Origin of the sequence: Hydrogenophaga sp. (assembly GCF_018780385.1) — a bacterium.
Lineage (GTDB): Bacteria > Pseudomonadota > Gammaproteobacteria > Burkholderiales > Burkholderiaceae_C > Hydrogenophaga.
Genome location: NZ_JADMJO010000063.1, coordinates 56146 through 69514 on the forward strand (window position 1 = coordinate 56146; position 13369 = coordinate 69514).

At 66.1% G+C, this 13369-nt stretch carries 10 protein-coding genes, 1 pseudogene and 1 riboswitch; of the genes and pseudogenes, 2 read left to right on the forward strand and 9 right to left on the reverse strand.

Translation table 11 applies throughout. The features are described from left to right. Positions 1-41: 41 nt before the first annotated feature. The 7 genes from atzF to IV113_RS18615 all read right to left on the reverse strand — a co-directional run bounded on the left by atzF (position 42) and on the right by IV113_RS18615 (position 10449). Positions 42-1880 (reverse strand): allophanate hydrolase, encoded by a 1839-nt coding sequence (atzF, locus tag IV113_RS18585; RefSeq protein WP_291088020.1) that lies wholly within the window; start codon positions 1878-1880, stop codon positions 42-44. A gap of 28 nt (positions 1881-1908) precedes the next feature. Beyond that, positions 1909-5469, reverse strand: a complete 3561-nt coding sequence (gene uca / locus IV113_RS18590) for an urea carboxylase (protein ID WP_291088026.1) — start codon at positions 5467-5469, stop codon at positions 1909-1911. Positions 5470-5642: 173 nt separating this feature from the next. Beyond that, entirely contained in the window at positions 5643-6287 is a 645-nt protein-coding gene (locus IV113_RS18595) for an urea amidolyase associated protein UAAP2 (RefSeq protein ID WP_291088059.1), read from the reverse strand. A gap of 31 nt (positions 6288-6318) precedes the next feature. Beyond that, on the reverse strand, positions 6319-7041 hold the full coding sequence (locus tag IV113_RS18600) for an urea amidolyase associated protein UAAP1 (protein ID WP_291088062.1): 723 nt from the start codon (positions 7039-7041) through the stop codon (positions 6319-6321). A gap of 130 nt (positions 7042-7171) precedes the next feature. Next, complete coding sequence (locus IV113_RS18605) at positions 7172-8017, reverse strand: ABC transporter ATP-binding protein (protein WP_291088029.1); 846 nt, start codon at positions 8015-8017, stop codon at positions 7172-7174. Positions 8018-8022: 5 nt separating this feature from the next. After that, positions 8023-8883 (reverse strand): ABC transporter permease, encoded by an 861-nt coding sequence (locus tag IV113_RS18610; RefSeq protein WP_291088032.1) that lies wholly within the window; start codon positions 8881-8883, stop codon positions 8023-8025. Positions 8884-8940: 57 nt separating this feature from the next. Further along, positions 8941-9062: riboswitch (guanidine-I (ykkC/yxkD leader) on the reverse strand. A 445-nt stretch (positions 9063-9507) separates the two neighbouring features. Continuing rightward, a complete protein-coding gene (locus IV113_RS18615; RefSeq protein WP_291088035.1) occupies positions 9508-10449 on the reverse strand; it encodes a LysR family transcriptional regulator in 942 nt (313 codons plus the stop codon). Positions 10450-10550: 101 nt separating this feature from the next. On the opposite strand from IV113_RS18615, the gene uraD reads away from it, so the two are divergent. Both uraD and IV113_RS18625 read left to right on the forward strand, forming a co-directional pair. Then, a complete protein-coding gene (uraD, locus tag IV113_RS18620; RefSeq protein ID WP_291088038.1) occupies positions 10551-11108 on the forward strand; it encodes a 2-oxo-4-hydroxy-4-carboxy-5-ureidoimidazoline decarboxylase in 558 nt (185 codons plus the stop codon). A gap of 19 nt (positions 11109-11127) precedes the next feature. Next, positions 11128-12108: a tripartite tricarboxylate transporter substrate binding protein gene (locus tag IV113_RS18625; protein WP_291088040.1), complete on the forward strand. Its 981-nt coding sequence runs from the start codon at positions 11128-11130 to the stop codon at positions 12106-12108. Positions 12109-12180: 72 nt separating this feature from the next. On the opposite strand, the pseudogene IV113_RS18630 reads toward IV113_RS18625, so the two are convergent. Next, positions 12181-12802 (reverse strand): annotated as a pseudogene (locus IV113_RS18630) (IS6 family transposase). A gap of 188 nt (positions 12803-12990) precedes the next feature. After that, a complete protein-coding gene (locus IV113_RS18635; RefSeq protein ID WP_291088043.1) occupies positions 12991-13215 on the reverse strand; it encodes a hypothetical protein in 225 nt (74 codons plus the stop codon). Positions 13216-13369: the final 154 nt, after the last annotated feature.

Genomic DNA, 13369 nt, shown 5'->3' on the forward strand with positions numbered 1-13369 from the left:
TTTTTTCGTCCGCGCGCCGCCTCGATGCGTGATCGCTCGCGTCAGCGCGGCGCACCCGCCGCCAGCCATGCCCGCCAGCCGCCGAAGCGCGTGATGTCGGTTGCGCCCGCGATGCCCTGACCCTCGCAGATGAAGCCGGGCACCTCGGTGCCATCGGCCAGCTTCACCTTGCCAATGCCCAGCGGCGCCGGGATGCCGGCCACGAAGCTGCCGAAGTGTGCGGCAGGCACTTCCCACACCTCCAGCGCAATGGCTGAGCCGCCCGAGGCCACGCGCACCATGCCGGGCCGCTGCACCGGGCCGCCGGCCAGAGCGTGCAGCTGGTATTCGGGGGCCGAATGCGGGCTGCCAATGAGGCGAGCGCCGCGCGATGTGAGCTGGTGGTTCAGCGGCAGACCCGACAGGTGGGCACCGCACACGGCGACGCGCACGGTGCCGCTGCCGGCCGCGCCCACCTCGCCCGAGGGCAGGCCGGAGCAGGCCGGTGTGCCGGCCAGTGGCGTGGGCGTGGCGCCGAGCGTGAAGGTCTCGGCGCGGTGGAAGCGGTCAGCCAGGCGCAGCAGCGGGATGTCCTTGAACGCGGGCGCGGCCAGCGTCACACCCCAGGGCAGGCATTGCGCCGGGCCGTTGGCCAGAAAGCCCGAGGGCACGGCCACCGCGCTGTAGTCCAGCAGGTTCATGAAGTTGGTGTAGCGACCCAGGTTGGAATTGAGCTGGATCGGATCGGCCTGCATCTCCGCGATGCGGTAGATGGTGCCGGCGGTGGGGGTGAGCAGGCAGTCGATGTCGGCCCAGACGGCGTCGCACACGCGCTTGAGCGCCTTGAGGCGATAGCTCGCGGAAAACGCCTGCGCGCCGGTCACGCTGCGGCCGCCTTCGATGATGGTGCGCACCGGGGGAAACACGGCCTCAGGCTGCGCGTCGATGAAGTCCTGAATGGCCACATAGCGCTCCGCGACCCACGGGCCGTCGTAGAGCAGGCGGGCTGCTTCCAGAAACGGCGTGAGGTCGACTTCGACCGGCGTGCCGCCCAGGGTCTTGAGCCTCTGCACCGAGGTGGCGAACAGTTTCGCGGCCGCATCGTTGCCGAAGAACTCCAGGTCTTGCACGCGCGGCACACCAAAGCGGAACGGGCCTTGTGAGAAATCCACGCCGAAGGACTGGGCCTGGCGACTGTAGGCATCGGCCGCGTCGAACGCGGCTGCCGCGCCCAGCACGGCCTGCACGTCGGCGGCGGTGAGCGCAAAGATGGACACCGTGTCCAGCGAACGGCAGGCCGGCACCAGGCCGGTGCCCGAGAGCAGGCCCAGCGTGGGCTTGAGGCCCACCAGGTTGTTGAACGACGCCGGCACGCGGCCCGAGCCGGCGGTGTCGGTGCCCAGCGAGAACGTGACACAGCCCTTGGCCACCGAGACGGCTGAGCCCGAGCTTGAACCGCCCGAGATGAAGTCGGGATCAAACGCGTTCTGGCACGCGCCATACGGTGAGCGCGTGCCGTTCAGGCCGGTGGCGAACTGGTCGAGGTTGGCCTTGCCCACCGGCACCGCACCGGCGGCCATCAGCTGCTCGATGAGGAACGCGCTCCCGGTGGGCGTGTAGGCAAATTCGGGGCAGGCGGCGGTGGTGGGCACGCCCGCCAGATCGATGTTGTCCTTGATGGCGAACGGCACGCCGAACAACGGCAGGCCGGCCGGGTCCACGCCGTCGAGCCGCGCCACATGGGGCGCTACCTCCGCATCGCTCAGCACGTGGATGAAGGCATGGTGGTTGCCGGCCCGGCAACGTGCCAGCGCTTCGGCGATCACCTCGCGCACGGAGGTGCCGCTGCGGTAGGCGGCTTGCAGGCTGGCGAGATCGAAAGAGAGTTGGCTCAGTGACATGGAAACACTCCGTTGTCGTTCTAAAAGTTCAGATGGCTTCGTCGATCAGCACCAGCACGTTCTGCCCGGCCGACACCGCCCCACCTTGTGCACACATGAGGCTGTGCACCGTGGCATTGGCCGGTGCAAGCAAGTTGAATTCCATCTTCATGGACTCGATCACCAGCAGCACGTCGCCGGCCTGCACCTGCTGGCCCACGCTCACCGCCACCTTCCACACGTTGCCCGGCACGCTGGTGGCCAGCACGCGGCCGCCCTCCGGCAAGTCCACCTCGTCGGCCACACCTGCGCTGGGCGCTGCTTCCTCACTGGTGTAGTCGGCCTGGCCGGCGGCCACCCAGCGCTCGCGCTCGGCTTCAAACGCGGCCTGTTGCGTGGCCTTGAAGCCGGCGATGCTGTCAGTGTTGTCAGCCAGGAACCGCCGATAGTCCTTGAGGCTGAACGTGCCGTCTTCGGTGCGCAGCGCGTAGCCGCCGTGCGGAAAGTTGGCGCGGATGGTTTTCAGCGCGGCCTCGCTCACCGGCTCGAAACGGATCTGGTCGAAGAAACGCAGCAGCCAGGGCTGCTCGAAAGCGCTCCCTGGCGTGCCGTGGCGCCAGCGGTTCCACATCTGCAGCGTGCGCCCCACAAACTGGTAACCGCCCGGGCCTTCCATGCCGTACACGCAGAGGTAAGCGCCGCCAATGCCCACGGCGTTTTCCGGTGTCCAGGTGCGCGCGGGGTTGTACTTGGTGGTCACGAGGCGGTGGCGCGGGTCCAGCGGCGTGGCCACCGGCGCGCCCAGGTACACGTCGCCCAGGCCGAGCACCAGGTAGCGCGCGTCGAACACGATGTTGAACACGTCCTCGATCGAGTCCAGCCCGTTGATGCGGCGGATGAACTCGATGTTGCTCGGGCACCAGGGTGCGTCGGGCCGCACCGACTGCATGTATTTTTCGATCGCCAGCTTCGTCTGCGGGTCGTCCCACGAGAGCGGCAGCACCACGGTGCGCGAGGGTACGACCATCTCGTCCACTGGCGGCAAGGCGTCGTCCACTTCGCTCACGATTCGCAGCAGCTCGTCGCGCGGTAGCAGGGCAGGGTCAAAGTGCACCTGCAGCGAACGGATGCCCGGGGTGAGGTCGATCACGCCTTGCAATTGCTGTTGCTTCAGACCGTGCAGCAGGGCCTGCACGCGCATGCGCAGCTCCAGGTCCAGCGTGAGCGGGCCGAACTCGATCAGCACGTAGCGGTCACCCGCCTGGCGGATCACGCGGCGCGGGCGGTCGCCTTCGGCCGCGCGGTCGTCGAGGATGGGCGAGAGTTGGTGGGTGAGGGCTTCGACAGGCTCAGCCCGAACGGAGGATCCGTGTGGCACGCGGTGGAAACGCACCGTGTCGCCGGGCCGCAACTGGCCCAGCTTCCACAGCTCGTCGTGCAGCACCACGGCCGGGCACACGAAGCCACCGAGGCTGGGGCCATCGGGGCCGAGGATCACGGGCATGTCGCCAGTGAAGTCGATCGCGCCGATGGCGTAGGCGTTGTCGTGGATGTTCGACGGGTGCAGGCCGGCCTCGCCGCCATCGGTGCGCGCCCACTGCGGCTTGGGGCCGATCAGACGCACGCCGGTGCGGCTGCTGTTGTGGTGAATCTTCCAGTCGGTGCCGAAGAACATCGTGATGTCGTCGGGCGTGAAGAAGTCGGGTGCGCCGTGCGGTCCGTAGAGGACGTTGATGTCCCAGTGGTTGGTGTACTCGGGGACTTCGACAGGCTCAGCCCGAACGGAGGGGGGCTCAGCCCGAACGGGTGACACACGCAGCACATCCCCCGTGCGCAGATGCCGCCCCGCGTGGCCACCAAACTGCCCCAGCGTGAAGGTGCTGCGGCTGCCCAGGTACAGCGGCACATCGAGCCCACCCGCGACAGCCAGCGCCAGCCGCACGCCGCGCTCGCAGCGGCCCACGGCGAGTGTGGCGCCGGCGGGTACCTTGATGGCCCGCCACATCGGCACCGGCTCGCCGTTCAGCGTGAGCTTGGCGGGTGCGCCGGTCACGGCCACCGTGGTGGCGATGTTGAAGCGCAGCGTCGGCCCTGCCAACGTGATTTCCAGCGCGGCCGCATCGGCCGCATTGCCCACCAGCGCATTGGCCGCGCGGTGCGCGTGCATGTCCATCGGGCCACTCGGCGGCACACCCACGTCCCAGTAGCCCTGGCGGCCCGGCCAGTCCTGCACGCTGGTCTGCACGCCGGGTTCGATCACGTCGATGGTGGTCGGGTGGTAGGCAAAGGTGGAGAGGAATCGCGTGACCTGCCGGCCTTCGCGGAACACCGGGTCGCGCACCACCTGGCGCAGGTAGCCCAGGTTGGTTTCGATGCCGGCGAGTCGCGTTGCGTCCAGCGCGTCTTCCATCTTCTTCAACGCCTCGTCGCGCGTGTCGGCGGTCACGATCAGCTTGGCCAGCATCGGGTCGTACCAGGCGGGCACCTCGGTGCCGCGCTCCACCCATCTGTCCACGCGCGCATCGGCGGGGAACACCACCTCGGTGAGCAGGCCCGCACTCGGCTGGAAGTTTTTCGCCGGGTCTTCGGCGTACAGGCGCACCTGGATGGAGGCGCCGCGCGGTACCGGTTGCAGCGTGTGCAGCGGCGGCAGGTCGCCAGCCGCGAGCTGCAGCATCCAGGCGACCAGATCCACACCGCACACCTGCTCGGTCACGCCGTGTTCCACCTGCAGGCGGGTGTTCACTTCGAGAAAATAAAACTCACCAGACGCGGCGTCATAGACAAACTCCACCGTGCCGGCGGAGCGGTAGTTCACCGCCTGCGCCAGCCGCACGGCGGTGGCGTGCAGCTCGCTGCGCTGCGCGTCGCTCAAACCCGGCGCCGGGGTCTCTTCAATCACCTTCTGGTTGCGTCGCTGCACCGAGCAGTCGCGCTCACCGAGCGCGATCACGCCGCCCACGCCATCGCCAAACACCTGAACCTCGATGTGCCGCGCCTGCTCCACATATTTCTCGATGAACAGACCCGCGTCCTTGAAGTTGGCTTGCGCCATGCGGCCGACGGAGTCGAACGCATCGGTGAGCTCGGCTGCGTTCCACACCAGCCGCATGCCGATGCCGCCGCCACCCGCCGTGCTCTTGAGCATCACCGGATAACCCACGCGCGTGGCTTCGCTCTGTGCCTGCGCCACATCAAGCAGCAGACCCGAGCCCGGCAGCAGCGGCACGCCACGCGCTTGCGCGAGATCGCGCGCCGTGTGCTTGAGGCCAAAGGCGCGCATCTGCTCCGGCGCGGGGCCAATGAACGCAATGCCCGCGGCTTCGCAGGCTTGGGCAAACGCCGGGTTCTCCGACAGGAAACCGTAGCCGGGGTGAATGGCCTGCGCGCCGCAGTCCTTTGCAATCTGCAGGATGCGGTCGGCCCGCAAATAGCTCTCGGCCGCCGGCGCCGGGCCGAGCAGGTAAGCCTCGTCGGCCTCGCGCACGTGGCGGGCTTGTGCATCGGCTTCGGAGTACACGGCCACGCTCTGCACGCCCAGGGTTTTGAGCGTGCGGATGATGCGGCAGGCGATGGCGCCTCGGTTGGCAATCAGGACCTTGCTGAACATGGGGTGGTTTCTTGGTGATCCAAAACTCCGGTCGCCCTGAACTCACCCCCGTTCGGGCTGAGCCTGTCGAAGCCTTCACCCAACAGGGTGGGGATGCCCTTCGACAGGCTCAGGGCGAACGGGGTGGGTGATGCAGTGCGAACGGGCATGGGTTCAGGTTGAAGGGTTGAAACTCAGACCGGGTCCCACACCAGCAACTGGATCGGCGTGGGGTTGTACGCATTGCACGGGTTGTTCAACTGCGGGCAGTTGGAAATCAATACCCACACATCCATCGCCGCACGCATCTCCACGTATTTGCCCGGGCCCGACACACCGTCTTCAAAACTCAGCGCGCCATCGGCCGTCACCGGCACGTTCATGAAGAAGTTGATGTTGGGCACCAGGTCGCGTTTGCCCAGGCCCACGTCGGCGTGCTGCAGGGCGATCAGGTAGTTGTCTCGGCAGCTGTGCATGAACTTCTTCTGCAGCGCGTAGCGCACCGTGTTGCTCTCGGCCGCGCAGGCGCCGCCCAGCGTGTCGTGCCGACCACAGGTGTCGGCCACGATGGTGAGCATCGCGTTGCCGTCGTTGCTGCGGATGACCGAGCCCGTGGTGAGGTAGATGCCGCCCTGGCGCTGCATGGTGTTGGTGGCGCTGTAGTGCTCGGCCGGGTCGTGGCGGTTGTAGAACAGCACGTCGGCGGCCTGGTTGCCTTCGAGGTCGACGATGCGCAGCGTCTGCCCGCGCTTCACTTCAAACAGGATGGGCTCGCCCGGCGGGTGGCGCTGGTCCATCACGGCATGGGCCGGGTCGAGCGTGCTTTCCAGGATGCGGATGTCGGTGGCTTCGGTAATCATCGTGGGATCCTCACAGGTACAGCATGTCGGTGTTGTGCAGGGCGCGCGCGTTTTCCGGGCGGAAGGCGCGGCACACGTCGTTCTCCGGCGCGGCGCCGCAGCGCCAGGCCAGCAGGCCCACTTTTTTCGGTGCGTAGGTGGGCGCGGTGTCCAGCCCGTGCGGCGCGGTGCTGATGGCCACGATCACGTCCATGTCGAAACGCAGCTCGACGAAGTCACCCGCCTTGGCGTGCTCGGGCACAAAGGAAAAACGCCCCTGCGCGTCCACGCCCACCTTGCTGAACAGGTTCACCGGCGGGGTGAGGTCGCGTTTGCTCAGGCCGTATTTGCCAATCTCGATCAGCAGGCCGTCCTTGCCCGATCGGTGCATGGCGTTGCGCGCGTGTTCGTAGCGCTTCTCGCCGTACTTCTGCTGCATCAGCTCGGCATCCAGCAGGGCGCCCAGCGGGTCGTGCCAGCCCAGGCTGTCGGCCGTGAAGCTGGCCATGCTGCGGCCCATGTCGCTCATGAGCACATGGCCTTGCGTGTAGTGCGCCGTGTGCTGCGCCTTCAGGCTGTCGGGCATGTTGTAGCGCTCCAGCTTCTCAAGCGCGCTGTAGAGCACCAGGCTCACGTTGGCCCCGGCCTCCAGGGCCACAAAACGAATGGCACTGCCGCGCGGCATGCGCCAGCTCCAGTGGCTGCCGCCGGGCACCACCTCGCTCCACATGGCGCGGGCCGAGTCCACACCCATCAGCGAAGCGGTGGGGAAGCGTTGCCACAGCGCGGGTGCGTCCACCGGCGCGGCCTGCGGCGGGTTGGTCGGCACCACGGAGAGGGGGTCTGCAATGTCTTGTGGGTTCATGGTGTGTCTCCTGAAAAATTCAAACGCTCGCGCCCGACAGGCGCTGCAGCTGTTCCAGATCGGTCTTCATGCCGGAGGTCTCGCGGATGCGATCGAGGATGTCGCGCTTGAGGCGCACGAACGCCGGCTCGTGCTTGAGGTCTTGCACGCGCTGGTCGCCAAACGGCACGTCGTAAATGGTGTCGATGCGCCCGGGGCGCGGCGCCATCAGCACCACGCGAGAGCCCAGGTACAGCGCTTCCTCCACGTCGTGCGTCACGAACACGATGGTGGCCTTCTCGAGCTTGTGCACGTAGCGGATCAGGTCGTGCATCACCTCGCGCGTCTGCGCGTCGAGCGCGCCGAAGGGCTCGTCCATCAGCACGATGCCGGGCCGGCCCATGAGCGCGCGCGCGATCGCCACGCGTTGCTGCATGCCGCCCGAGAGCTGGTTGGGCCAGGCGCGCGCCACCGGCTCCAGGCCCATCAGTCGCAGCAGCGCATCGGCCCGTCCCTCGGCCGCTTCCACGTCGGCGGACGTGCGGTCTTGCGTGTGCGCCGCGAGCTGGCGGCAGAACTTGATGTTCTCGCACACCCTCATCCACGGGTACAGGCTGTAGTGCTGGAACACCATGGCGCGGTCGATGCCCGGGCCGGTGACGGCGCGGCCGTCCACCAGCAGGTCGCCAGTCGTCTGTGTTTCCAGCCCGCCGATGGTGCGCAGCAGGGTGGACTTGCCGCAGCCCGAGGCGCCCACGAAGGTGACGAACTCGTTCTCGGCGATGTCGAGGTCGATGCTTTCGAGCGCGTTGATCGGCGCACCGTCAAACCGCTTGCTGAGGTTGCGGATGGCGATCTTGGGCAGGGGGATGTGGACGGTGCTCATGAGCTTCAGCCTTTCAGGTACAGCCAGGGAAACGCACGGCGGTGCCCCCAGCGGAAGAGCTGGTCGGTGACCAGCCCGATGAGGCCGATGACGATGATCCCGGCGAAGATGGTGTCGGTTTGCAGGAAGCGCTGGGCGCGCAGGATCGCGTAACCCAGTCCCGAGTTGGCGGCCACCAGCTCGGCCACCACCAGATACGTCCAGGCCCAGCCCATGGTGATGCGCAAGGTGTCGAGCAGGGCAGGCTTGGCGCTCTGGAAGATCACCTTCTCGATCAGCTCCAGCCGGTTGGCGCCCATGGTCTGCGCTGCCTCCACCTGCGCGGCCGGCACGCGGCGCACGTCTTCGGCCACCATCAGCACCATCTGGAAAAAGGTGCCAATGAAGATGATGGCGATCTTGGAACCCTCGCCAATGCCCACCCACAGCATCACCAGCGGAATGAAGGCCACCGCCGGCATGTAGCGGATGAAATCGGTGAGCGGCTCCAGCAGCGCCTGCACGCAGCGGAACGAACCGATCAACAGCCCCAAGGGCAGGGCAATCACGGCAGAGAGCAGAAACCCCGCCACCACGCGGTAGATGCTGATGCCCATGTCGTCCATCAGCCCGGTTTCGGTGGCCCAGGTCCAGGTTTTGGTGAGCACCTGCAGTGGCGCCGGCATGAACACCGGATCGATCCCGCCCCACAGACCCACGGCCGCCCAAAGCACCAAAGGGGTGAACAACCCGGTGAGTGCAAGCACCCAATAGGTGCGCCGCGAGATGCCGGCGCGCACGGTGAACAGGTGGGAACGCCGCTTGGGCCGAGTTGGTGCGCCAGCAGCGCGCGGCGCCGTGGCAGTGGGGGCAAGGGGCAAGGACATGCGGGGCTCCTGAGCGGGGGACAAAAGGCGGAGAGGCATGTGCTTTGCAGCGCAAGCGTCTCCCGGGCTTTTGTCCCTCCGTGGAACCACGCGATGGTGGCCGACTGCTCTCGGACCAGACGGCTCAGCGTCAGTTGTTGGTCAACTGCGCGGAGCCCGGAACCCTAGCGGTCTTCAAGGCTGGCGTGTGTTGTGGCACAGCGCCTCTCTGGGTAGGGGTTAGCAAATTCGGTGCCAGCGAGGATGGAAAGCCTGAGTCACTGTCTACAGGTTTTCGTCAAGGTGTGCTTCACTTGAGCCGTCCAGAAGCGGCCTACGGATGCTACTGTCCGATCTGCTTGCTCGATACCGGACGTTGACATCGGCAGGTTGGGTATCGGCAATGTGGCGCCGATTTCGATGATTTTTTGCACCCGCAACCAGATGCTAGCGTGAGGCATTCTGACAAGGATGTCGTTGGCGATCGCTTGCCGGATCATTGCACCTCGGCGCTTCTCCGATTCGAGGCGGGTCGCTTCACTGGGCTCTGCGGCACTACCGCGACAGAACCCGAGTTCATCCGGATAGCGCAGCCAAAGTTACATCCGATCCTCGTTTGATTGCGTGCCCCGAGGAGCATCGTTATCAGACTGTGCGTGCACCTTGTCCACGTGCTGTCGCAAGGCAGTCCTGCAGCGCTGCGATGAGCCGCTCGGACACCAGCTTCACGATCGGTCCGAGTGGCTTGGTCGCATCCACGGCCACGCTGATCTCCTGTGGTTCGGCCCCCCGGTCCCGGATAGGGATGAAGACCAGCTGTCCGGTGGTCAGCTCCGACGCCACGTCCAGCTCGGACGTGAACACCACATGATCGCCGCCGAGTGCCAGCTGCTTGACCAGCTGCAGCGAGTTGGTCTCGGTATAGCGGCGCGGTTCCTTGAACAGCCAGTTGTACTGCGCCTCGAGATAACGCCGGATCGTCAGCGCCTTGCTCTGCAGCGCGACCGGGTGGGCCATGGCCTCCTGGAAACTCACCGTCTCGCGCTGCGCCAGCGGGTGCCCGGGCGCCACCACGCAGCCCAGCGGCAGCGCGCTCTTCCAGAGCACCAGCAACTCCCGGCGCGGTTTCAGGTTGAAGATGGCAGCCAGGTCGGCTTGGCCAGTCAGCAGTGCAGCCTCGGCATCGTCGGGGGTGGCCAGCGCGATGGACAGGCTGACCAGCGGATGCTGCGCACCCAGATCCCGCACCAGCGTGGGCATGACGCTGGTGGCATGGCTGTCCATGGCCACCAGCGACACATGGCCCTGGTGGACTCCCTGGATGCGCCGGATCTCGGCGACCACCCCACGTTCGTCCTGCCGCCAGTGGCGCGCCAGCGTGATGAGTGCGTCGCCCGAGGGCGTCAACCGCATGCCGCGCGGCAGCCGCTCGAACAAGGGCACGCCGAGTTCTTCCTCCAGATGCAGGATTTGCCGGTTGATGGCCGAAGCCGCCACGTGGAGTTCGCGCGCGGCCTTCTGGATGGAGCCCGAGCGCGCAACCTGGTCGGCGTAGCGCAGTCCGGCGGGAACGAGCGAATGGCGCATGGATGGGCGGGGAGAGTGTGGTTGAGTGTACTGATTTTGCGTATGAAGCTCTGCAAAAATGGTGATGGACGGCAATGATTTGTCTCCCTACGATCCGTTCCATGACCACACGATCCAGCCTGGAACACCTCAACACCTGCGCGTCCGAGGTCTTCTGCGCCGCCCTGGCCGACATCTGGGAACATGCGCCCTGGGTGGCACACGGCGTCGTAGGCCAGCGCCCTTTCGCGACCGTCGAAGCGTTGCACACGGCGATGGTGGGGGTGGTGGCCGGGCAGGATGAGCCCGCGCGCGTCGCCTTCTATGCCGGACACCCGGAGCTGGCCGGTGAAGACGCCCGCCAGGGCACGATGACCGATGCGTCCATTGCAGAGCAGGGCACGCTTTCGTTGGCGCGGCTGGATACACACGAGGCCGAACGCTGGAGCGCGCTCAACCGGGCCTACCGCACGCGCTTCGGCTTCCCGTTCATCCTCTGCATCCGCCGCCACACGCGGGAGTCGGCTCTGCAAGCCTTCGAGCAGCGCCTGGAGCACGACCGCGCCACCGAGCTAACCACCACACTCGGCGAAATTGCCGCCATCACCCGCCTGCGGCTGGACCGGTTGGTGTCCGATGTTTCCCACGCGGCCAGCCACGGCGAATCCGTTCCTTCCTGACCTACCACCGGAGTTACCCATGAACACTCGACGCAGAATTTCCCTCCTGACGTGCGCGCTGGGCCTGCTGGCCGCGGCGGTACCCGCCGGCGCCCAGGGCACCTATCCCGACCATCCGGTGAAGCTCATTGTGGCGCTGCCTGCCGGCGGCGGGGTGGACATCATTGCGCGCCTGGTCGGCCAGAAGCTGGCCGCCGTCACCGGCCAGCCTTTCGTGGTGGACAACCGGGCCGGCGCCTCCGGCCGCATCGGCCTGCCGGCGGTGGCCAAGGCCGCGCCGGATGGCTACACGCTGATGGCTTCACCCGCCTCGTTCCTGACAACCAACAAGAGCATCTTCAAAGAGCTGCCTTACGACCCGCAGGCTGATTTCGCACCCATCACCAAGCTGGCCAACCAGTCCATGGTGCTGGTGGTCAAGGACAAGCAGAAGTTCTCCAGCGCAGGGGCTCTTCTCGCCGCAGCCAAGGCCAAGCCCGGTAGTCTGAACTACGCCAGCTCGGGCGACGGCAGCCCGCAACACCTGGCCGCGCTGATGTTCGAGACGCGGGCGCAGGTGCGCATGACCCATGTGCCTTACAAGGGCGGCGCGCTGGCCATCAACGACCTGCTGGGTGGCAACGTTGACCTGCTGTTCGCACCCCTGCCCGAGGCACTGCCGTACCTCAAGTCCGGCAAGCTGACGGCGCTGGCGCTGATGAGCGACAAGCGGTCGGCGCTGATCGCCGACGTGCCCACGATGCGCGAAGCAGGCATCCCGAACATGGTCATGCAGACCTGGATCGCCCTACTGGCTCCGGCGGGCACGCCGCGCCCCCTCGTGGACCAGCTGAACCGCCAAGTGCACGCCATCCTGCAGAGCGAGGACGTGAAGAAGCAACTGCATGAGATAGGCATGGACCTGGCGCCCACCACACCCGAGCAACTCCAGCAAACCATCGCACAGGAGATCGCGCTGCACGCGGAACTGGTGAAGGCTGCGGGGCTTATGCCGCAATAGGGGGCTGCAGAGAATTCGGTTCTGTTGCGGCAGTGCCGCGGAGCCCAGTGAAGCCAGGCGGCCGCCTGGCGCTCAAAAGGCCAGCGAGTAGAACTTCGATGCTGCGGGGGAGACTTGTCCTTCAGCGCAATCGAGCTGGCCCTTCTTCATCATGTGCATCAGCCCAATGCCGGCAATGAGGATGCGTGCGCAGCGACAGGGCTTGAATCCGAGCATCGATCGCACGGTGGTCCTGCTCCACGATGTTGTTCATGTACTTGCTCTGACGCAGCTCGATGTTCGCACCGCAATCGTCTTTGAGGCTCTGGATCGCAGCCGTGTTGGCCCCGCTCTTGTCGATGGTGATTTTCTCGGGCGAACCGTGCAGTCCGACAGCCTGCTCCAGGAAACGCCGGGCAGCAGCGCAGTCTCTCTTGGCGCGCAGCAGAAAATCGATAGTGCGACCACTACGGTCGACTGCCCGGCACAGGTACTTTCACTGGCCAGCGACCTTGACGTAGGTCTCATCCATACGCCAGCTTGTGCCCACCAGGCGTTTGCGTCGTCGGAACACCGCGGCCAGCACCGGTAAGATCTTTATCGCCCAGCGATGGATCGTGACGTGGTCGATACGGACACCGCGTTCCTGCATCATTTCCTCAATGTGCCGCAGGCGCAGAGGATAGGCTGCATACCAGCGCACGCATGTGAGCATTACTTCGAATGGATAGTGAATTCGCTTGATCACCTTGCGCAGCTCCTCCCTGATTGGCCGTGGTCATGGCGAACCAGAAAGCAGCCGTTGGCCAGAACCCGCTTTCGCTGCTACGTAGCCCGTGGCGCTCAGAGGCCGAAGGACTGATGCGGGTCAAATCAACGGTATGCCCACGGCGTTGGCTCATTTCAGGTGCACGGGCACCGTATTCCTGAAGTCGCCAGGCGTTTTGGTTGGCCGTTGCTGATGGTCCGTGCGTCGACCGGAGCGGACCGGCGGCGCCGTTCAAAACCCACCAGGTGGGCCACCTCGTAGCCCAACAGTCCAACCACGTTGAGGCTGCCGGCGTATGCGATCGGCATGCCGGCAACGAAGAACTCGACGCCATGCCACTCCGTGATGAGCAAGCGCATCACCGGACAGCGACCATGCTGACGATGGTCAGAAGGCCGCCCAGGAAAATGATCCAACGGCTGATGACCAGGTAGATGCGGTACAGCGCAAGCGCCAGCTGTGTAACGGTGTGCGTCAGCAGCTGCTGCAGGTTGCCATGGCGCTGTCCACGCG